The 20,408-nt window shown below is 70.0% G+C and carries 22 protein-coding genes; 5 read left to right on the top strand and 17 right to left on the bottom strand.

Annotated features, from left to right (window positions below; all coding sequences use genetic code 11):
* The first annotated feature begins 35 nt into the window (after positions 1 to 35).
* Positions 36 to 863, top strand: a complete 828-nt coding sequence (locus tag AC1ROC_RS08950) for an AraC family transcriptional regulator (RefSeq protein ID WP_492999586.1) — start codon at positions 36 to 38, stop codon at positions 861 to 863.
* A gap of 18 nt (positions 864 to 881) precedes the next feature.
* Here the strand turns inward: AC1ROC_RS08950 and AC1ROC_RS08945 are convergent, their stop codons facing one another.
* The 7 genes from AC1ROC_RS08945 to AC1ROC_RS08915 all read right to left on the bottom strand — a co-directional run bounded on the left by AC1ROC_RS08945 (position 882) and on the right by AC1ROC_RS08915 (position 5,838).
* A complete protein-coding gene (locus AC1ROC_RS08945; protein ID WP_492999584.1) occupies positions 882 to 2,090 on the bottom strand; it encodes an MFS transporter in 1,209 nt (402 codons plus the stop codon).
* Between the two features lie 87 nt (positions 2,091 to 2,177).
* Entirely contained in the window at positions 2,178 to 2,708 is a 531-nt protein-coding gene (locus tag AC1ROC_RS08940) for a GNAT family N-acetyltransferase (protein ID WP_085368220.1), read from the bottom strand.
* Between the two features lie 37 nt (positions 2,709 to 2,745).
* Complete coding sequence (locus tag AC1ROC_RS08935; RefSeq protein WP_492999582.1) at positions 2,746 to 3,420, bottom strand: LysE family translocator; 675 nt, start codon at positions 3,418 to 3,420, stop codon at positions 2,746 to 2,748.
* A 57-nt stretch (positions 3,421 to 3,477) separates the two neighbouring features.
* Positions 3,478 to 3,870: a DUF2834 domain-containing protein gene (locus AC1ROC_RS08930; protein ID WP_085368218.1), complete on the bottom strand. Its 393-nt coding sequence runs from the start codon at positions 3,868 to 3,870 to the stop codon at positions 3,478 to 3,480.
* A complete protein-coding gene (locus tag AC1ROC_RS08925; protein WP_168690480.1) occupies positions 3,867 to 4,817 on the bottom strand; it encodes a hypothetical protein in 951 nt (316 codons plus the stop codon). The genes AC1ROC_RS08930 and AC1ROC_RS08925 overlap by 4 nt, the downstream gene beginning before the upstream one ends.
* A complete protein-coding gene (locus AC1ROC_RS08920) occupies positions 4,814 to 5,440 on the bottom strand; it encodes a MerR family transcriptional regulator (RefSeq protein ID WP_085368216.1) in 627 nt (208 codons plus the stop codon). Before AC1ROC_RS08920 ends, AC1ROC_RS08925 begins: the two co-directional genes overlap by 4 nt.
* Positions 5,441 to 5,481: 41 nt before the next feature.
* On the bottom strand, positions 5,482 to 5,838 hold the full coding sequence (locus tag AC1ROC_RS08915) for a hypothetical protein (RefSeq protein ID WP_168690479.1): 357 nt from the start codon (positions 5,836 to 5,838) through the stop codon (positions 5,482 to 5,484).
* A 161-nt stretch (positions 5,839 to 5,999) separates the two neighbouring features.
* Here AC1ROC_RS08915 and glsA point away from each other — a divergent pair, with 161 nt between their 5' ends.
* Together glsA and AC1ROC_RS08905 are read left to right on the top strand one after the other, a co-directional pair.
* Complete coding sequence (gene glsA, locus AC1ROC_RS08910) at positions 6,000 to 7,040, top strand: glutaminase A (protein WP_492999580.1); 1,041 nt, start codon at positions 6,000 to 6,002, stop codon at positions 7,038 to 7,040.
* Positions 7,037 to 8,665 (top strand): MFS transporter, encoded by a 1,629-nt coding sequence (locus AC1ROC_RS08905; protein ID WP_492999578.1) that lies wholly within the window; start codon positions 7,037 to 7,039, stop codon positions 8,663 to 8,665. The genes glsA and AC1ROC_RS08905 overlap by 4 nt, the downstream gene beginning before the upstream one ends.
* Before the next feature lie 86 nt (positions 8,666 to 8,751).
* Here the strand turns inward: AC1ROC_RS08905 and AC1ROC_RS08900 are convergent, their stop codons facing one another.
* The 4 genes from AC1ROC_RS08900 to AC1ROC_RS08885 are packed head-to-tail and all read right to left on the bottom strand — an operon-like array spanning position 8,752 to position 11,082.
* Entirely contained in the window at positions 8,752 to 9,516 is a 765-nt protein-coding gene (locus AC1ROC_RS08900) for an ABC transporter permease (RefSeq protein ID WP_492999576.1), read from the bottom strand.
* The gene (locus AC1ROC_RS08895; RefSeq protein ID WP_493000005.1) at positions 9,513 to 10,316 is read right to left on the bottom strand and encodes an ABC transporter ATP-binding protein; all 804 of its coding nucleotides are present in this window, start codon (positions 10,314 to 10,316) and stop codon (positions 9,513 to 9,515) included. The genes AC1ROC_RS08900 and AC1ROC_RS08895 overlap by 4 nt, the downstream gene beginning before the upstream one ends.
* A gap of 11 nt (positions 10,317 to 10,327) precedes the next feature.
* Positions 10,328 to 10,720, bottom strand: a complete 393-nt coding sequence (locus AC1ROC_RS08890) for a DUF1048 domain-containing protein (protein WP_085368209.1) — start codon at positions 10,718 to 10,720, stop codon at positions 10,328 to 10,330.
* A 2-nt stretch (positions 10,721 to 10,722) separates the two neighbouring features.
* On the bottom strand, positions 10,723 to 11,082 hold the full coding sequence (locus tag AC1ROC_RS08885; protein ID WP_492999574.1) for a PadR family transcriptional regulator: 360 nt from the start codon (positions 11,080 to 11,082) through the stop codon (positions 10,723 to 10,725).
* Positions 11,083 to 11,253: 171 nt separating this feature from the next.
* Between AC1ROC_RS08885 and AC1ROC_RS08880 the strand changes: the two genes are divergently transcribed.
* Entirely contained in the window at positions 11,254 to 13,413 is a 2,160-nt protein-coding gene (locus tag AC1ROC_RS08880) for an ATP-dependent Clp protease ATP-binding subunit (protein WP_085368204.1), read from the top strand.
* A gap of 39 nt (positions 13,414 to 13,452) precedes the next feature.
* Here the strand turns inward: AC1ROC_RS08880 and AC1ROC_RS08875 are convergent, their stop codons facing one another.
* Genes AC1ROC_RS08875 through AC1ROC_RS08850 form a run of 6 tightly spaced genes read right to left on the bottom strand, consistent with a single transcriptional unit; the run spans position 13,453 to position 16,223 of the window.
* Positions 13,453 to 13,995: a phage tail protein gene (locus tag AC1ROC_RS08875; protein WP_168690475.1), complete on the bottom strand. Its 543-nt coding sequence runs from the start codon at positions 13,993 to 13,995 to the stop codon at positions 13,453 to 13,455.
* A gap of 7 nt (positions 13,996 to 14,002) precedes the next feature.
* On the bottom strand, positions 14,003 to 14,497 hold the full coding sequence (locus tag AC1ROC_RS08870) for a phage tail protein (RefSeq protein WP_085368200.1): 495 nt from the start codon (positions 14,495 to 14,497) through the stop codon (positions 14,003 to 14,005).
* Between the two features lie 19 nt (positions 14,498 to 14,516).
* Positions 14,517 to 15,029: a phage tail protein gene (locus AC1ROC_RS08865; protein ID WP_085368198.1), complete on the bottom strand. Its 513-nt coding sequence runs from the start codon at positions 15,027 to 15,029 to the stop codon at positions 14,517 to 14,519.
* On the bottom strand, positions 15,026 to 15,325 hold the full coding sequence (locus tag AC1ROC_RS08860) for a DUF6916 family protein (protein WP_492999569.1): 300 nt from the start codon (positions 15,323 to 15,325) through the stop codon (positions 15,026 to 15,028). Before AC1ROC_RS08860 ends, AC1ROC_RS08865 begins: the two co-directional genes overlap by 4 nt.
* Positions 15,322 to 15,786 (bottom strand): GNAT family N-acetyltransferase, encoded by a 465-nt coding sequence (locus AC1ROC_RS08855; protein WP_492999568.1) that lies wholly within the window; start codon positions 15,784 to 15,786, stop codon positions 15,322 to 15,324. The genes AC1ROC_RS08860 and AC1ROC_RS08855 overlap by 4 nt, the downstream gene beginning before the upstream one ends.
* Positions 15,786 to 16,223 carry a DUF6916 family protein gene (locus AC1ROC_RS08850; protein ID WP_492999566.1) on the bottom strand — a complete coding sequence of 146 codons (438 nt, stop codon included), beginning with the start codon at positions 16,221 to 16,223 and terminating at the stop codon, positions 15,786 to 15,788. The genes AC1ROC_RS08855 and AC1ROC_RS08850 overlap by 1 nt, the downstream gene beginning before the upstream one ends.
* A 198-nt stretch (positions 16,224 to 16,421) precedes the next feature.
* On the opposite strand from AC1ROC_RS08850, the gene AC1ROC_RS08845 reads away from it, so the two are divergent.
* Entirely contained in the window at positions 16,422 to 20,288 is a 3,867-nt protein-coding gene (locus AC1ROC_RS08845; RefSeq protein WP_492999564.1) for a beta strand repeat-containing protein, read from the top strand.
* The last annotated feature ends 120 nt before the right edge of the window (positions 20,289 to 20,408 follow it).

Genomic DNA, 20,408 nt, shown 5'->3' with positions numbered 1-20,408 from the left:
CTCGCGCTGTTTTCGCGAACGTGACGATCACTGCGATGACCTCCCCCGCCACGCTCGACGAGCTGCTGTCCACGCTCGAGTGGCGAGTGGATGCGTCGCGTCGCGTCGCACTCGAGCCCGGCGACCGGGCGACCTTCCCCGGTGCGACGTTCGTCTATCTGCTTGCGGGGTCCATCCGGGTGCGTTCGCGCGGCCCGCAGGGCGTTCAGCTCGCCTTTCGCGCCGGCGACGTGGTCTTCACGACCGGCCGCAACGTGGTCGACCTGCTGGCGGACGGCGTCGGCGAGGTGATCGTCAGCGAGCTGCGGCCGGTGGGCGGCACCCGAGCGCTCGACGCGCTGCCCGACGTGGTGGGCGTGAACCAGCTGGCGGAGCTCGACCCGGCCATCGCCCTCCTCGCCGCGCAGATGGGCGGCTCGCTGAAGCCGCGCCGCGCCGGCGACGACGTGATCTGCGGCCGGATGGCCACCACCATCGTCTCGGTCGCGATCCGGGCCTGGGCGGAGGGCGACTGCGCTCCCGAGAACTGGCCGTCGGTGGTCGAGGACCCGTACGTGTCGCGCGTGCTCGACGCGATGCACGCGAACCCCGGTCGCCCGTGGACCGTCGGCGACCTCGCTGCGGTCGGCGCCATGTCGCGCACCATCTTCGCCGAGCGTTTCCGCGAGCAGGTCGGGCAGTCGCCCGCGAGCTATCTCGCCCAGGTGCGGATGGATGCGGCGATGACCTACCTGTCGCAGGACGGTCTCACGGTCAGCGAGACCGCCCGGATGCTCGGCTACGAGTCGGACGCCGGCTTCAGCCGCGCCTTCCGCCGCCACACCGGCTCCGCCCCGTCCGTCTGGCGGCAGCGCGCGAGCTAGCCGCGCCCCCAGCCGCACTCACCCCTGCAGCGCCCGGCGCCTCCCCGCGCTGCCGAACAGCACCACGCCCACCGCGACCACGGCCACCGCCACCAGGTACGTGAACCGCACATCCACACTGTCGACCAGGATGCCGCCGAGCCCGGCGCCGAGGGTGATCGCCAGCTGGAACCCGGCGACGACGAGGCCGCCCGCTGCTTCGAGCCTGTCCGGGATGTAGCGTCCGGCCCAGGTGTTGATGACCGCCGGCCATGCGCCGAAGCCGAAGCCCCAGACCACGATGGCCGCCGCCACGACGATCACTGAGCCCTGCCCGAGCACCGAGAGCAGGATCGCCCCGGCGATGAGCGCCGGCTGCAGGTAGCGCAGCAGTCCGAGGTACCGGTCGGCGAGCGCGCCGACCACGAGGTTCCCGACCACGCCGCCCACGCCGAACACCACGAGCAGGCCGGCCGCGAAGGCCGTGTCGAGTCCTGGCACCTGGTCGAGCGCGAGCCGGATGAACGTGTACGCCATGAAGTGCCCGAACACGATCAGGATGTGGCCGGCGAGGCCCTGCCGCACTCCTGGCCGCTTGAGCGTGTCGACCAGGATGTTCAGGCTCGACGCCTCGGCCGGTGCGATCCGTGGCAGCGTCAGGCGCAGGGCGACCGCGACGACAGCGGTGAGCACAGCCGCGCCGAGGAACACGCCGCGCCAGTCGACCAGCTCGGTGAGGTACACCCCGATCGGCACACCGGCCACGACGGCCAGGGTCATGCCGGCGCTGACGATGGTCATCGCCCGCCCGAGCCGTTCCGGGCTGGCCAGCTGCGCAGCCACCGTGAGCGACATCGACCAGAAGCCGCTGATCGCCACGCCGATGAGCAGTCGCGCCACCAGCAGCAGCCACAGCGACGGCGCCACTGCCACCGCCAGATTCGACACCGCGGCGAGGATCGCGACGAGCACCAGGAAGGTGCGCCTGTCCATCCGGGGGATCAGGATGCCGAGTGTCGGCGCCGCCAGGAACCCGACGAACGCGGTGACGGTGACGGTCTGCCCGGCCTGTCCGGGCGTCACCCCCAGCTCGGTGGCCATCGCGGTCAGCACACCGGACGGCAGGAACTCGGCCGTCACCAGCACGAAGCTCGTCAGGAGCATGACGATGAGGGCGGCCCAGCGCGTGCGCTGGTGCGTGGGAGCGGCGGGGGAGGTGGCCCGGATGGGAGAGGTGTCTGTCGTCACTGTTCCACCCTGGCGGATCGCGGAGGGGCGCACCTGATCCTCCGTCCGGGACAGGCGACCATCCGTCCGGATCGTCTGCGCGGTCGGTCAGACCGCCGACCGGCGCCGCGCATCCCGCGCCATCGCCACCCGGGGCCAGTCGCTGAGCGCGAGCCCGGCAGCGGCCTCCTCGCGCACCCGCTCGCGGAGCGCGTCGTCCCGCTGCTCGTCGGGAAGCAGCGAGAATCCGAGACGGGCGTAGTACGGCGCGTTCCACGGGACGTCCGCGAACGTCGTCAGCGTCAGCTCGGTCAGCCCGCGCTCCAGCGCCCAGGCGTCCGCAGCCTCGATCAACCGCGCGCCCAGCCCCTGCCTGGCGTGCGATGGATGCACGGACACCTGCTCGATGTGCGCCCGGCTGCCGAGCGTCTCGACCAGCAGATACGCGACGGGGGTGTCCGTCCCGTCGACCGCCACCAGCGCTCCGCCGCTCCGGATGCACGCCGCCAGCTCGTCCGCGCCGGGCGGCTCGTCGTCGGCGATCTCCGCGAGCCCGATCCCGCGGAAGGGCTCTCCCGCTGCCCGTTCGATCTCCTGGATGGCCGGGATGTCCGTGGTCCGTGCCGCTCGAATCGTCACCGTCCGAGCGTATAAGAACGGGGAAGGTCGGGCAGGGTCAGCTTTCCGCGCCGGCGACCACGGTGCCGATGCCGAGGGCCGCGAGGATGTCGGCGGACACCCGTTCGAGCGCGCGGGTGACCCGCGGGCGCTTCAGCCAGGCGACCATGCGGGAGGCGAGCAGCACCACGACGCCGAGGTAGGCGACGGAGACGAGCGCGTCCACCGCGCCGAGCAGCATGGTCTCGCCCAGACCGGCGTTCGCCGGCACGAACTGCGGCACGACCGCGAGGAAGAACAGGCCGACCTTCGGGTTGAGCAGGGTGGAGAGCATCCCGGCCAGGAGGCTGCGGAGCGACCAGCCGCCGGTCGCCGGAGCCGCGGGGGACTCCGCGCCATCCTCCGCCGAAGCGTCAGCGGCGGCGGCGGCAGCCGCAGCGCGGGCGCTCCTCCGCGTCGCGACGAACGCCATCACGCCGAGGTAGATGAGGTACAGCCCTCCCACGATCTTCACGATGCGGAACACCTCCGCCGACTGCTCCATCAGCGTCGCGAGCCCGACCGCGACCAGCCCGGCCCAGACGAGCGAGCCGAGCGAGCAGCCGACCGCCGCCGCGAAACCGTCGCGCGCCCTGGCCATGCTGTAGCGGAGCACCAGGAACGTGTCAGGTCCCGGCGTCAGCGCGAGCACCAGGCAGAGCCCGGAGAAGGCGAGGATCGTGAGCAGCGACATGCGACGATCCTAGGGCCGGTCAGAGCGCGAGGGTATAGGTCGCGACGCCCACTGCGATCACGGGGCACCTTCCGCGTCCGGTGCCGCCGCGTCCGGTACTGCCTCCGCATCCGCCGCCGCCGCGCGCGCCGCCAGCGCCCGCTCCCGCATCGCGAGGAACAGCGGAAGCGCGAACGCGAGCGCCACCAGCGGGATGAGGACGATGTAGACCCACACCCGCCGCATCCCGAGCCGCCTGCTCTCGAAGACCATGAACGCGATTGCGGCCACGGCGGCGATCAGCACGTCGACCGTGAGCGACGAAACCGCCGGGCCGCTCTGCAGCCAGTCGCCCACGTAGTCGCGGTGCTGCAGGATGGCGGCGATGTTGAACGCCCAGGTGCCGACGAGCCCGAGGAGGGCGACGACGAGGAAGAAGACCGCCCTGCTGTTCCAGCGCGGCCCGGTCATGCCGTCGCCCCCGCGTGCATCCTCGGCCGCGAGCCGGAGTGCGTTCCGACCGCGACGACAGCGACGGCGGCGATCACTCCGCCGACGGCGATGATCCATCCTCCGGCCAGGAAGAGCCCGTCCGGCCGCACGATCGACTGCCCGGCGAGCGCCTGGAACGTCACCAGGACAAGCACGGCCGCGTACACCGCGGTCGCCACCACGACGAGCCGCAGCCGCACCCTGTCGTCGGCGACGGCGCGCCAATGGCGGCCGAGCCAGCCGAGCGCGATGGCGAAGAGCGGCAGCAACTGCAGCGCGTGCATCCCGATGAAGTGCGGGATGCGCAGATCGCCGCCCACCGTGCTCCAGCCGAGCAGCGGCAGCCCGGGGCCGCCGTCCGCCAGCCCGACCGTGTGGGCGCCGGCGATGCCCTGGAAGTCGTGGAGCTGCGCCGCGGTCGGGCCGGTCATCAGGTAGGCGAGGCCCATCCCGACGAGCGCGATCAGAGCGCCCGCCCGCACGGCGATGGTGGTGGATGCGGTCGGCAGCCGCAGGAAGAACACCGCGATCGTCGTCACGAACGTCCCGACGTAGAGCACCGTGATGGACACGGCCATGATGCCCCACACCGCGGCCGCGAGTCCGGTGGAGACGTTGAAGTGGCTGGTGGTGCCGGCCGCGGCGGCGCCGACGATGGCGACCTGTTCGACGATCAGGGCGACCGCGATGACGGTTCCCGCGGTGTGCGCCACGCGGCGGAACCGGGGGAGGTGCGCGATCAGCCAGGCCCAGGTCACGCTGTAAAGCAGGATCGACAGGGAGAACTTGAGCGGCTTGAGCCAGGTGTCGACGCCGAGGACCTGCCTCTGGTCGACCAGCAGGCCGATCAGGCAGACGATGGTGCTGACGACCATGAGGGCGGCGACCGTCATGAGCGGACGGTGCCAGGCGAAGACGGACTTCATGAGAGCCTTCTCTCCGAGGTGACGGCGGCCTGGGCGATGCGCCGCAGACCGAGGGCGAGCGAGTCGCCGAGCACGGTGCCGACCACCATGAGCTCGGCCATCCGCGACGCGTCCGGCAGAGCCGCGACGGCGTCGAGGTCGGCGTCGGCGGCCGCACGGGCCGCTGACGCGTATGCGTCCAGATAACTGTCCGGCAGCGGGAAACCGGCGTTCGCGAACGCGTCGAGCACGCGCGCGGCGATCTGCTGGCCGATGTTGCCTTCGCAGTCCGACCATCCCGCGCGCCCGATCAGCGCGTCGATGCGGGCGATGGATGCGTCCGTCGGCTCCGACACGTCGGGGACCGCGGCGCGGGACAACGCCTGCTGCGCCACGTCGAACGTGTGCGCGATCGGCGCATCCGGATCGTCGAGCGCCGCCAGCACCTGCGCCACCGAGCTGACGGACAGGTGCCCGACTTCGAGCATCGACCGGATGAGCCGCAGCCGGTGGATGTGCGCATCGCCGTATTCCGTGCGGTTGCCGTTGAGGCGCTCACCGGCCGGCAGGAGTCCCTCGCGCACGTAGTACTTGATCGTGGCGGACGGGGTTCCGGTGGTCTCGGCGAGTTCGGTGATGAGCATGCGCTGATAGTAGCACTACCGGTAGTGCCACTACCAGTGCCTCAGAGCGCGTCGTCTCCGTGTGAGCGCTTCGACCGGGACGGGGCCTCCTGCAGCGAGAGCCAGAACAGGATCGCCAGCAGGCCGAAGATCACCAGCGAGGAGGCGAGGTCGCTCCAGGTGAACGGCACGAGCTCGCCGTCGATCGACAGCACCAGCGCGGACTCGATGAAACCGAAGACCAGGAAGAACGCGGCGAGCAGCGCCCTCGTCCTCCGCACCGAGCGTCCGCGCCTGTGCAGTTCGAGCCTGCGCAGCTCCACCATCAGGGTCAGCAGCAGCAGCGGAAGGATCTGGGCGAGTGCGGCGGCGGTCGCGCTGTCCATGAGCACGATCCGCACATCCATCGGGTCAACCACGTCCCCATCTTTCACCGCAGGGCCGCCCCGCGCCACCCCGCTCGTTACGGCGGGGGAAACATTTGTTGCGCGTGGCACCGAACAGCGAAATGATGAGCCCGACGGGCCTACAGCGCCGCACACCGACCGTCGTGCGGCGACGCGTGGAGGGGAGCCCACACATGGAGTTGGATGTCGATGGAGTAGCCGAACGGGTCTCGACCGGCGCGCTCCCGTCCTGGGACGACGTCGAGCACCTCGTCCAGGATGCGTTCGAACGCAACAGGGGTGTGACCGCGGGAACGGTCGCCGACTACATCCCGGCGCTGGCCGTCGCCGACCCCGCCCTGTTCGGTGTGAGCGTCGCCGAGGTGAACGGCGCCGTGCACAGCGCAGGCGACGTCGGGCACGCGTTCTCCATCCAGTCGATTTCGAAGGCGTTCGTCTACGCCCTGGTCTGCGAGGAACTCGGCCATGAGCTCGCCCTCGAACGCGTCGGGGTGAACAACACCGGCCTCGCCTTCAACTCGGTGATGGCCATCGAGCTGAACGACGGGCACCCGATGAACCCGATGGTCAACGCGGGAGCCCTCGCCACCACGGCGCTCGTTCCGGGAGCGACCGCCGACGAACGTTGGGCGTTCATCCAGGACGGCCTCTCGCGGTTCGCCGGGAGGCGGCTCGAACTCGACACCGGCGTGTACGAGTCGGAGGCGGCGACCAACCAGCGCAACCAGGCCATCGCCCGGCTGCTGGAGAGCTACGGCAGGATCACCGCGGACCCCGTCGAGGTCGTCGACGTCTACACGCGGCAGTGCTCGCTCCTCGTCACGGCACGCGACCTCGCTGTGATGGGCGCCACGCTCGCCGACGGCGGCGTGAACCCGGTCACCGGCGAACGCGTCGTCTCCCCGCACGTCTGCAGGGACACGCTCGCCGTGATGGCGGCCAGCGGACTCTACGAGCAGTCGGGGGAGTGGCTGTTCGAGATCGGGATACCGGGCAAGTCCGGCGTCGCGGGCGGCCTCGTCGCCATCGCGCCGGGCAAGGCGGGGATCGGCACGTTCTCTCCCCCGCTGGATGCGGCGGGCAACAGCGTTCGCGGCCAGCGGGCCACGGCGTTCCTCTCACGCAGCCTCGGGCTGAACGTCTTCGCGTCCGACGTGCACGGCAGGCCGGACGCGCAGCTCCATGACACGTCGACAGAAGGGCAGGAACGATGAGTGCAACAGAAGCCGTCGCACCGGTGATCGAGAAGGCCTCGTGGCGACCGATGATCGCGCTGTTCTGCGCGCAGATCCTGATGTCGTTCAACGTCGCGGCCCTGCCGGTGTCGCTCGGAGGAATGGTCGACGACTTCGGGGTCCCCCCGACCACCGTCAGCACCGCCATCGTCATGTACGGCATCGCGGTCGCTGCGCTCGTGATGGTGGGTGCCAAGCTCGGTCAGCGCATCGGCTGGGTGCTGATCTTCCGCATCGTGATCGCCCTGTTCGCGGTCGCCGAGGTGATGATGATCTTCGCGCCGACCGTCGGCTGGGTGATCGGCGCCCAGGCGCTCGCCGGAGCGTCCGCGGCCATCATCGTCCCGGCGCTCGTCGCGCTGATCGCGGAGAACTACCGGGGGACGCAGCAGGCGACGGCCATCGGATCGCTCGGCTCCGCCCGCGCCATCTCCGGGTTCAGCGCGTTCTTCATCGGCGGCGCGCTCGGCACCCTGGTGGGCTGGCGGCCGGTGTTCGCGATCCTGGTGGTGCTCGCGGTCGTGGTGTTCATCCTGAGCTTCTCGCTGCGCTCCGACCGCGGGGACAGCAGCATCAAGATCGACGTGGTCGGCGCCATCCTGATCGGCCTCGGCATCGTGCTGCTGACGCTCGGCTTCAACAACCTGAACGCGTGGGGCATCATCGAGGCCAGGCCGGATGCGCCGTTCGACATCCTGGGGCTCTCTCCCGCGATCGTGTTCATCGTGGTCGGCATCGTGCTCGGGCAGGCGTTCTTCCTCTGGACCCGCCGCCGCACCAAGACGGGACGGGTGCCGCTGATCGCGCTGAGCGTGCTGCGCTCGTCGCGGGAGCGCTCGGCGGTGTACGCGATGTTCATCATCGTGCTGTTGGAAGCCGCCATCAACTTCACCATCCCGCTCTACACGCAGATCGTGCAGGGCCGCACGCCGTTCGACACGTCGCTCGCCATGATCCCGTTCAACCTGACGGTGTTCGTCACTGCGATGCTGGTCGTGCGGTTCTACCGCAGGTTCAGCCCGCGCACGATCGGCGTCTTCTCCTTCATTCTGACCACGGCAGCGCTGGCCTGGCTGTCGCTCGTGGTGACCAACAACTGGGAGACGCTCCCGACCATCCTGGGGCTGATCGTGTTCGGCATCGGGCAGGGCGCCCTCGTGACCCTGGTGTTCAACGTGCTGGTCACGGCGTCGCCGAAAGAACTCGCCGGAGACGTCGGCTCGGTGCGCGGGACCACGCAGAACCTGGCCTCCGCCGTCGGCACGGCGATCGCCGGCGCGCTGCTCGTCACCATCCTCGGGCTGAACGTCGGGCAGGCGGTGATCGCGCATCCCAAGCTGCCGGAGTCGCTGACCTCGCAGGTGGATCTCGACAACGTCAACTTCGTCAGCAACGACCGCCTCCGCGACGTGCTTGCCCAGACGGACGCCTCACCCGCCCAGGTGGATGCGGCCGTGCAGATCAACGAGCAGGCGCGCCTCGACGCCCTCCGCCTCGGCCTGCTGATGCTCGGCGCTGTGAGTGCGCTCGCCATCATCCCCGCTGCGCGTCTCCCGCGCTACCGCTCCCACGAGATCCCGGACCCGTCGCCGGCCGCCGACTGACCATCGGGCCCCAACACATCCACGCGACACCCGAGACGGGTGCCGCGTGAGTGTGTTCGAACTCGATGATCGCGCTCATTCCGAGGTCAGCTGATCTTCCGCCGGTAGATCGCGATGGCGAAGCCGTAGGCCACCACCAGGATGCCGACGAGCCAGGCGAGGGCGATCCAGATGTCCCCGCCCACCGGCTGCTCGGCGAAGAGCGCCCGGATGGTGTTGACGATCGAGGTCACCGGCTGGTTCTCGGCGAACCAGGCCACCGGGGCCGGCATCGACTCGGTGGGCACGAAGGCGGAGCTGATGAACGGGAGGAAGATCAGCGGGTAGCTGAAGCCGCTCGCCCCGTCCACGGTCTTGGCCGAGAGCCCGGCGATCACGGCGATCCAGGTCAGCGCGAGGGTGAACAGGATCAGGATGCCCGCGACGGCCAGCCAGGCACCGACCGACGCCCCGGTGCGGAACCCCATGATCAGCGCGACGCCGATGACGACGGCCACGGAGACCAGGTTCGCGGCCAGCGAGGTAAGCACGTGGCCCCAGAGCACGCTCGACCGGGAGATCGGCATGGACTGGAACCGCTCGAAGATGCCGCCCTGCAGATCGAGGAACAGCCGGTACGCGGTGTACGCCACGCCGGATGCGATCGTGATGAGCAGGATGCCGGGGAGCATGTAGTTGACGTACGACTCGTCCGAGCCGGTGCGGATGGCCCCGCCGAGCACGTAGACGAAGAGCAGCATCAGCGCGATCGGGGTGATCACTGTGGTGATGATGGTGTCAGGACTGCGGAGGATGTGGCGCAGCGACCGACCGGTCAGAACGCCGGTGTCGCTGATGACGTGCGTGGTCATCGGTCTGCCTTTCGTGTGGTTTCGGTTGCGGTCTCTTCGGCTGTCTCGCCGGTCTCACCGACGAGGGCGAGGAACACGTCCTCGAGCGATGGCTGCTTCTCCACGTACTCGACTTTCGCCGCGGGGAGGAGCTGCTTCAGCTCGGCGAGCGTGCCGTTCTGGATGATCGTGCCCTTGTGCAGGATCGCGATGCGGTCTGCGAGCTGCTCGGCCTCGTCGAGGTACTGCGTCGTGAGCAGCACCGTCGTGCCCTGGCCGGCCAGCTGCTTGACCGTCTGCCACACCTCGATGCGCGCCTGGGGGTCGAGGCCCGTCGTCGGCTCGTCGAGGAAGATGACGGGCGGGTTGCCGATCAGGCTCATCGCGATGTCGAGGCGGCGGCGCATCCCTCCGGAGTACGTGGCGGCCTTGCGGTTGCCGGCGTCGGTGAGCGAGAACCGGGCGAGCAGGTCGTCCGCGATCCCGCCCGGGTTCTTCAGGTGGCGCAGCTTGGCCACCAGGATGAGGTTCTCCCTGCCGGTGAGCACCCCATCCACTGCGGCGAACTGGCCGGTCAGGCTGATCGACTCGCGCACGCTGCCCGGCTCGGCCGCCACGTCGAACCCGGCGACCGTCGCGGTCCCCGCATCCGACTTCAGCAGCGTCGACAGGATGCGCACCAGGGTGGTCTTGCCAGCGCCGTTCGAGCCGAGCAGGGCGAAGATGCTGCCGGGGGCGACGTCGAAGTCGACGCCGCGGAGCACGTTCAGCTCCTTGAAGGACTTCTCGACGCCGTGCACCCGGATGGCGGGTGCCGGCATGGTGGTGGTGGTCATTCGTCCGTCTCCTTGTTGTCGGGGGCGGCCTTTCCGCTGACCGCCGCGTCGATCGCGTTGGTGAGGCGTGCCCGCTCCTTGTCGATCCACTGGTGGCCCGAGTACGAGGCGGCGAACTCTTCCGCGAACTCCACGGGGTCGTCGCCGACGATGTCGCGCACCGGAGTGCCGTCGATGGATGCGCGCTCCCACAGGTCGGTGTGGTCGCCGATCATCGTGACCAGGGTGTCGCCGTCTGTGATGCCGCCGTAGTACATGAAGTACCTGTTGAGGGCCTTGGCCGTGCTCCGATAGGGCTCGGGGAGAGCTTCGACGCGGGCGACGGCCTGCTTGTACTGCTTCTTCTGTTCGAGGGAGCCGGTGAGGGCTTCGATCCATTTCGCGACCATGACTACTGTTCCTCTTCCTGGGTGTGTGTTTCGGTCTGTTCGGTGTGGCGGAGCTGTTCCAGTCGCTCGGAGAGGAAGCTCCAGGTGGTCCAGAATTCGTCGAGGTATTCCTGGCCCCGGCTGTTGAGGGAGTACACCTTGCGGGGCGGTCCCTTCTCGGACGGGACCTTCTCCACATCCACGAGGCCGCGCTGCTCGATGCGGACGAGCAGCGCGTAGATGGTGCCCTCTGCGATGTCGGAGAAACCCTGGTCCCTCAGCCAGGAGGTGATCTCGTAGCCGTATGCTGCGCGGCCGGCGAGGATGGCGAGGACGATGCCCTCGAGGGTTCCCTTGAGCATCTCTGTCGCTTGCTTGCTCATGACGCTCTCCTTACTACTCAGTGTTGCTTGGTACTACTAGATAGTAAGGCCGAGTACCGGTAGTTAGCAAGACTGAATAGTGAACTTTTTCCAAGCGGGTGGAAATAGGGGGGTGCGAAAGAAAGTTGAGCCTAGTAGACTCAAGTTTGCCCGACCGAGGAAAGGACACCAATGGCGAACATGCAAGGCGCGCCCTCCACTCAAGAGGAGCAGAAAAGCGCGCTCGAACAGTACGGCGTCAACCTCACCGAGATCGCCAAGAGCGGCAAGCTCGACCCGGTCATCGGCCGGGACGCCGAGATCCGCCGCGTCAGCCAGGTGCTCACGCGCCGCACCAAGAACAACCCCGTGCTCATCGGTGAGCCGGGCGTCGGTAAGACCGCTGTTGTCGAAGGCCTCGCCCAGCGCATCGTCGCGGGCGACGTCGCAGACTCCCTGAAGGGGAAGCAGCTGGTCTCCCTCGACCTCTCCGCGCTCGTGGCAGGCGCGATGTACCGCGGCCAGTTCGAGGAGCGGCTCAAGGCCGTCCTCAAGGAGATCAACGACGCGGAGGGGGAGATCATCACCTTCGTCGACGAGCTGCACATCCTGATGGGCGCCGGTGGTGGAGAGGGCTCCGTCGCGGCCTCCAACATGCTGAAGCCGATGCTCGCCCGCGGCGAGCTGCGCCTCATCGGCGCGACCACGCTCAACGAGTACCGCGAGTTCATCGAGAAGGACGCCGCCCTCGAACGCCGCTTCCAGCAGGTCTACGTGGGTGAGCCGAGCGTCGAGGACACCGTCGCGATCCTCCGCGGCCTCAAGGGCAGGTACGAGGCGCACCACGGCGTCACGATCGAGGACTCCGCCCTGGTCGCAGCCGCATCCCTGTCGAACAGGTACATCACCGCCAGGCAGCTGCCGGACAAGGCGATCGACCTCATCGACGAGGCCGCGAGCAGGCTCAAGATGGAGATCGACTCCGCCCCCGTCGAGATCGACACGCTGCAGCGCGTCGTCGAGCGCATGAAGCTCGAAGAGTTCGCGCTCAAGAAGGAGAAGGACGAGGCCAGCAAGGAGCGCCTGGAGCAGTTGCGCACCCGGCTGCACGAGCAGGAGGCCCAGCTGGCCGAGCTGCAGGAACGCTGGCGTGCGGAGAAGGCGTCGCTGAACCGCGTGGGAGAACTCCGCTCCCAGCTGGATGAGGCCAAGACCAAGCGCGACCTCGCGCTGCGGGACGGCCGCTACCAGGAGGCGTCGCGCATCGAGTACGAGACCATCCCGGCCATCGAGCGGGAGCTCGCGGAGGCGGAGAACGCCGAGAAGCACCCGGATCAGCCGCGCATGGTCAACGAGCAGGTGACCGCCGACGACATCGCCGCCGTCGTCGCCGCGTGGACGGGCATCCCCGTCGACCGGCTGACGCAGGGCGAGACGGAGAAGCTGCTGCACCTGGAGGCCGAGCTCGGCCGCCGCATCATCGGGCAGAAGAAGGCCGTCGCCGCGGTGGCGGACGCCGTGCGTCGCACGCGCGCCGGCATCTCCGACCCCGACCGGCCGACGGGCTCCTTCCTGTTCCTCGGGCCGACCGGTGTCGGCAAGACGGAGCTGGCGAAGGCGCTCGCGGCTTTCCTGTTCGACGACGAGAAGTCGATGGTGCGCATCGACATGAGCGAGTATGGCGAGAAGTTCTCGGTGTCCAGGCTCGTCGGCGCCCCTCCCGGCTATGTCGGTTACGAGCAGGGCGGTCAGCTGACCGAGGCTGTCCGCCGCCGTCCGTATTCGGTGATCCTCCTCGACGAGGTGGAGAAGGCGCATCCCGAGGTTTTCGACGTGCTGTTGCAGGTGCTCGACGACGGACGCCTCACCGACGGCCAGGGCCGCACGGTCGACTTCCGCAACGCCATCCTGATCCTCACCTCCAACCTCGGAAGCCAGTTCCTGGTCGACCCGGCCCTGAACGAGACCGAGAAGGAGGAGGCGGTGATGCAGATGGTCCGCCAGGCCTTCAAGCCGGAGTTCGTGAACCGCCTCGACGACATCGTGGTGTTCTCGGCTCTCGACAAGGAGGAGCTGGGCGAGATCGTCGAGCTCAACATCGACCGGCTGATGCGCCGCCTGCAGGAACGCCGCCTCGAACTGGCGGTGACCCCGGATGCACGGCGCTGGCTGGCCGAACGCGGCTACGATCCGATCTACGGTGCCCGCCCGCTGCGTCGCCTGATGCAGCGCGAGATCGACGACAGGCTCGCCACGGAGCTGCTGGCCGGAGAGATCCGGGACGGCGACGTGGTGAGGGTCGATCTCGCGGAGGACGGCGAGCACCTGACCGTGGCGCCGGTGCGGGAGTAGCGCGGCGGCCGCCGCGTCCGTACTAGCCGCCGTGCCGTACTACGGACGCGGCGGGAAGACGCCCTGGAGGGCGATGATGTAGTTGAGCGAGAGGTACGGCTGCAGGTTGTTGTGTGGCTGGCCGCCTCCCGCGACGGCGAACGCGCCGGCCGCGAGCGGCACGGTGGCCTGGTCGGTCGAGTACGCCCGCTCGGTCACCCTGCCGTAGCGCGGGATGGCGAGCGAGGCGTCCGAGGACACGACGCCCGTCGTGCCCGGCGCGTTGACGGCGAGCACGTTGTGCGTGTGCGACGGGATCGTGCTCTGGTCGAGCGAGACGGCCTGTTCGCCACCGCTCTGACCGAGGTCGTACGACGAGAGTCCGCCGCGTGGCCCGTTCGGCGTCCAGCCGAGCGCGGTCCGCCCTTGCAGATTCGGCAGCGCGAACGTCGACCTTCCGTCTCCGCCGTACGTGGTGCCGAGCAGGGAGAAGAGCGCCGTGTTCTGCGAGAGCGGCAGGAGCTGTCCCAGACAGAACGCCCACCCCTGAGGGGCGAAGGCGAAGGCGACGAGGCGGATCTCGCCGACGAATTGGTCAGACATCGGTTCCTCAGTTCGGGGTGGGGAAGATGCCCACCAGGGCGATCAGGAAGTTGACGGTGAGGTATGGAGCGGTGTTGGTGTGCGCCAGGCCGCCGCCGACCTGCGACACGGCGATGGGCGCCATCGTCGCCGTCGGAGCGGCTGCGTACGCCGCCTTTCCCGGCTGGGCGAGCTGCGATCCGGTCGGCGTCGCCGTGTTCGGCACGACGGCGACGGCCGCTTGATGCGTGTGCGCGCCGAGCTCGCTCGCGGTCAGCGTGTGGTCGTATTCCCCGCCCGCCTGGCCCTGCGGGAAGTCGTTCGCGAACCCGACGGGCACCCGCCCGCGCAGGTCGGGGAGGCGGAAGTTGGTCTGACCGTTTCCGCCGTAGGTCGTGCCGAGCAGCGAGAACAGTGCTTGATTCTGGTTGATCGGAAGGAATTGCCCGTCGCACATCGCCCAGTTCTTCGGCGCGAATGAGAACGAGGCCAGGCGGATTTCGCCCAGGTACGGTGTGCTCACGCTGGTCTCCTCAATGTGTTCAAGTCTGGGACGGAAACAGGCCGTACAACGAGATGATGTAGTTGATGGCGAGGTACGGCGGCATGTTGTCGTGCGCCTGATTGCCGCCGGCCGGGTTGAGTGCCGTTCCGAGCTGGGCCGTGGGCGTGTCCGTGCTGAACGGGACGTCGGCCCAGCCGGCCAGGTAGTTGCCGGAGGCGGACGGCGTGGTCGCCGTCGCCGCCGCGGCGATCGGGTGCCCGTGCCGGGGGAGCTGCTGCACACCGAGCTGGACCGTCTCCGCCCCAGCGGCTTCGCCCATCGTGAAGGTGCGACCCAGCGAGGGCCCGGTGCCCTGGTGCACGGGAAGGCGCCCGCTCAGGTCCGGCAGGCCGAAGGTCTCGATGCCGTCGCCGCCGTATGTCGTCCCGATGACCTGGAACAGCACATCGTTGTCCGAGATCGGCAGCAGACCGCCGGTGCAGAGCGCCCATCCCACCGGCGCGAAGGTGCCCGCGAACATCCGGATCTCTCCGACGTACGGCTGACTCATGCCTGCTCCTTGTCCTGGGTGAAGACGGCTTCGAGGCGGAGCCCCTCTGCGTCGCGCGAGAGCGGCACGACGAAGACGGGTTCGGCGATCCCGGCGCCGACGATGTCGTAGCTGTTCTGCTCGGCGGGGAAGTCCGTCCCCGCGCGGAACTCGAGTGAGAACGTCGTCCAGGCGCCGTCGGTCTGCTGGTCGCTGATCGACGCCAGGTGGATGCGGTACCGCGTTCCTGCCCCATCCACGGCCTCCAGGTCGGCGCCGTTCGCCGCGCTCCAGCGCTCGTATGCCGTAAGGCTCATCGGGCGGCCTCCGTGCTCATGGCCAGGTAGCCTCCCTGTTCGGACACGGTCGTGAAACCGTGCCGCCGATACAGCCGGATCGCGCCGTCGTTCAGCGCCCAGACGGTGAGGGTCACCCGGTCGGCCGAGGCAGCGAGCCAGGACAGGGCGCGCGAGCCGAGGCCGCCGCCTCTGTGCTGCGAGAGGATCGCGAGATCGACGAGGTGCGCATCCCTGCCGGTGTGGTCGGCCGTGATCGAGCCGACCACCTCGCTGTCGAGGAGGACGAGCGAGGTGACGGCGCCGGGATGCCGCGATGCCCGCTCCGCCGATGCTGCACGGAACTGCAGGTCGAGCAGCTGGTCGAGCACGGGGCCGTCGATGCCGAGGAACTCGCTCCGCTTTGCGTCGTCGAAGATCGCGCGCACCAGGGCGGCGTCGTCCGGGGTGGCGGCACGGAACCCGATCGTGTCGGTCAGCATCACAGGTTCCGGATGACGATGGCCTGAAGCGAGCGCGTCATGCGCCTCGGCCCGATCGCGACGAGGAACAGCGTCGTCGCCGGCACGCCGTCGGCGGTGAGCGTGTAGATGCCGTCAGCCGCCTCGTATCCGGCGGCGGCGGTGAAGTGCAGACCGAAACGGTGCTCGTGACCCGCGTCCGCCCCTCCGGCGACGTCGTCGACGCTCGCGAGGGTGAGGTGGATGGTGCGCTCGTCCGAGACGGCGGTGAAGGCGCGTCCGACGGCGGGGAGGTAGAGCGAGCGCGTCGGCTCGACGGCGGCCGCAGCGGGCGCCGGGGTCGCGGCGGCTGCTCGGGATGCGGTCCCCGCGAACGCGGGAACGGCGGGAGCTGCCGCGGCGACGGCGGCGACACCCAGCCCGCTCAGCGCAGAGACCATGACGGTTCGACGTGACACCTCGGGCACGAGAGTCCTTCCTGCGGGCACCGCGCGGGTCGGGTCGCCGCGGGAGTTCGACTGCGAGCCTAGGGCATCGCCGCCTCGCGTTCTGACACTCACAGAGGGGGCATTCGCGGACGCGCCGGTGCCGATAGCATCGCAATGCACTCATAACTAGGCCAGCGACCCGGGTTGGCAGAGGGAGCCCGACCGCCCATGCCGTCCGTACCCGTGCGCGCCCTCTCGGTCGTCACCGCCCTCCTTCTCGCGACCGCCGGGATACTCACCGGTCCCGCACCAGCGCTGGCGGCGGGCTCGACCGTCGTGGTCACCAGCACGGCCGACACGGATGCGACCGGCGCATGCTCGGGCGGGACGACACTGGCGAACCCGGTCACCCTCCGCAATGCGCTCTGCGTCGCGAACAACGCGGGCGGCGCGTGGGACATCACGGTCGGCGCGGGAACGTACGCGCTCGACGACACGCTCGGCCCGCTGACCGTGGGCACCGCATCTGGAGCGGACATCACCCTGGCAGCGGCATCCGGTGCGTCCCCGAAGGTGGTGGGCGCCGGGGCGAAGCAGGTGTTCGTGCTCGACCCGAGCGGTGTCGGCGGCGTCTGCGTGACGCTGGACGGACTCTCGGTGCTCGGCGGCGTCGACAACGTCATGGGAGGCGGGGCCCTGATCGGCGGCTCCGGCAGCGCAGCGACGCTCGACTCCCTCACCATCCGCAACTCGACGTTCTCCGGCAACAAGGCCAACACGGCGACGGGCCAGAGCACTGCGAACCCCGGCGGCGCCATCCAGTTCATCGGCGGTGCGCTCACCGTCGTCGACTCGACCTTCACCGGCAACGACGCCGGCAGCAGCGCGGGAGGCGCCATCGCTTACCAGGCGCAGGGCGCAGCGTCCGGCGAGAAGCTCTCGATCACCGGCAGCCGGTTCACCGGCAACACCACGACGGCGACGAGCCCGGTCGGCAACGGCGGAGGAGCGCTCGCGATCAGCGACGTCGCCGGGTCGACGCCGATGAGCATCACGGGAAGCACCTTCGCGAACAATGCAGGAGTGTCGAGCGGTGGACCGTCCACCGGCTCGGCCGTCTGGCTGAACGGCGGCTCGCTCTCGATCACCGGTTCGACGTTCACCGGCAACACGGGAACGGGCGGCTCTGCCGTCGCCGTGACGGCCGGTTCCCTCACCGCCCACTTCAACAGGATCATCGGGAACACCGCTCCGGCGCTCGCCGTCGCCGGGGGCTCGGCGCTCGCGACCCAGAACTGGTGGGGATGCTCGACCGGCCCGGGCGGCTCCGGATGCGACACGGTGAGCGGCACCACGGCCGCGGCGTACACGCCGTACCTGCGCTTGACGGCCACCGCGAACCCCTCGCCGATCGTGCGTCCGGCGACCACCTCGACCTTCACCGCGAGCCTCCTCCTCGACTCGGCGGGCGCGGCGGTCGCGCCGTCGTCACTCACGGCGTTCGACGGCCTCCCCGTCGCCTGGTCGAACGCGCTGCCGGCCGGGTCGTCGATCGGTGCGTCGTCGACCATCGCTGCCGGTGTCGCCTCCTCCACCTTCACGGCGGGCGCGACGGGCGGGGTGGGTTCCGCGACCGCTCAGCTCGACGGCGGCACGGTGTCCGCCCCCGTCTCGGTGTACACGCTCGCGTCGTTCACGTCGCCGTCCACGTTCGGCGCCGTCGTCGGCACCCCGGCATCGTTCACGGTGGTCGCCACCGGCTATCCCGCTCCTGCGCTCACTTTCACCGGCACCCTGCCGCCCGGACTGACCGCCACGATCAACGGCAACGGCACCGCGACCATCAGCGGGGTCCCGGCAGCGGGCAGCGCGGGCGACTATCCCGTCACCGTCACGGCCAGGAACGCCGCATCGCCGTCCAGTGTCGCTCAGACGGTGACCATCGTGGTGCAGCAGGCCGCCGCCTTCACGAGCGCGGCAGCGAGCACGTTCGCGGCTGGATCGAGCGGGAGCTTCACCGTGACCGCATCCGGCCGCCCGACCCCCACGCCGATCACCGTGACCGGCACGCTCCCGTCCGGCGTGACGTTCACCGACCACCACGACGGAACCGCCTCCATCGCCGGGACGCCGTCGGCAGGGTCTGGCGGGGTGTACCCGGTGACCCTCCAGACCTCGAACGGCGTCGGCGCCACGGCTGTCCAGTCGTTCACGCTGACCGTGAACGAGGCGCCGCGCATCACCAGCGCGCCGAGCGTGACCACCACGCTCGGCACAGCGGCCGCGTTCACCGTCACCACCGGGCACGCGTACCCCGCCGTCTCGGCGCTCGCGGTCACCGGGGCTCTGCCCGCCGGTCTGGTCTTCGCCGACAACGGCGACGGCACGGGCACCATCTCCGGCACCCCCACCGGTCCCGGCGGGAGCACGGTCGTCACGATCACCGCCGCCAACGGGGTGGGCCAGGATGCGACCCAGTCCTTCCAGCTCCTCGTGCACGCGGCCCCCGTGGTGACTGTCGCCGCGGCTGCCCAGACCGCGAACGTCGGAGCCACGGTGAGCTTCACGGCCGCCGCGAGCGGCTTCCCCGCCCCGGCGGTTCAGTGGTGGGTCTCGTCGGACAACGGGGCGTCGTTCGTCCAGATCCCCGGAGCGACGTCGACCACGGTGTCGCTCACCGCGCGCACCATCGACGACGGCCGCATCTTCCGCGCCGTCTTCACGAACGCGGCGGGCAGCACGCACACCGATGCACGCCTGACCGTCGGCGACGCCCCCACCATCTCGAGCCCGGCCGCTGCAGAGGTCACGGCGGGCGCCGGGGTCCAGGACATCGCCGTCACCACGGCGGGCTTCCCGTCTGCGACGCTCGCGGCGACCGGCGCGCTCCCCGCCTGGGCGACCTTCACCGACCACCACGACGGAACGGCGACCATCTCCGTCGACCCTCCCGCCGCATCCGGGGGCCTGTACCCGTTCACGATCACCGCGAACAACGGCTTCACGCCGAACGCCAGCCAGGCCTTCGTGCTCACCGTGCTGCAGTCCCCGGGCTTCACCTCCGCGGCCACCGCCGGGATGAGCGTTGGCAGCGCCGGATCGTTCACGGTCACGACGGCGCCGGGATTCCCCGCGGCGACGACCGTCTCGGCGAGCGGGACGCTGCCGTCCGGACTGGCGTTCACCGACAACGGCGACGGCACGGCGACACTGTCCGGGACCCCGGCACCTGGTGAGGGCGGCGCGTACGCGGTCACCCTGACGGCGACGAACGGACGCGCAGCCTCGGCGACGCAGACGCTCACGGTCACCGTGATCGAGGCGCCGACGTTCACCAGCCCGGCCGCCCTGACGGCCACGCGCGGTGTCACGTTCGCGGCCACCGTGACCACCGGCCACGCCTACCCGGCGATCGGCGCGCTGTCGGCGACGCCCCTCCCCGCTGGGCTGACCTTCACGGACAACGGCGACGGGACCGCGAGCATCCGGGGCGTCACGACCGACCAGGCCGGCGCATCCACTGTCACCATCACCGCAACGACGCCGGGACAGCCCGACCTCGTGCAGGTCGTGACCGTCGCGGTCGTCGACGCCGCCGCCGTGCCCCTGCCGCCCCTCCCGCCCACGGCGGCAGGGCCGCTCTCCGGCGTTCCGACGACGGTGACAACGGGCCAGCAGCTCACGCTGACCGCCAGCGGCTTCGCCCCAGCGGCCCCCGTCACCTTCGGCATCTACTCCAGCCCGGTCGTCCTCGCGACGGTCACGGCCGACGCCACGGGCTCGGCCACGGCGACGGTGACGATCCCCGCGGGACTGACGGGCGCGCACTCGCTGGTCGCGAGCGGCATCGGCCCGGACGGCACGCCTCGCTTCGTGCGCACCGACATCGCGTTGCCGACCGCCCCGGTCGACCCGGGGACGCCGGGGACGCCTGGCACGCCGGCCACGCCAGGTGCGCCCAGTGCGCCGACCGCGTCCGGCGGCTCCGGCCTGGCCGCGACCGGCCTCGACCCGTCCGGGCTCGCCGCCCTCGCGGTCCTGCTCCTCGCAGCAGGCGCCGTCGTCGCCTTCCGCCGCCGCCCGCAGCGGCCATAGCGCGACGCGAAGCCGCGCCGAACGTCACCGGTCGTCGACGGTGCGCAGGTACAGGGCGAGGCAGATCAGCCCGGCCGCGAGCGGCATGGCGAACGCTGTCCAGATCTCACCCGCTCGTCA

The sequence above is a fragment of the Leifsonia sp. GW821-FHT13C05 genome (assembly GCF_058806515.1).
The sequence above is the reverse complement of the archived record's forward strand: the minus strand, read 5'-3'. Positions and strand labels throughout refer to the sequence as shown.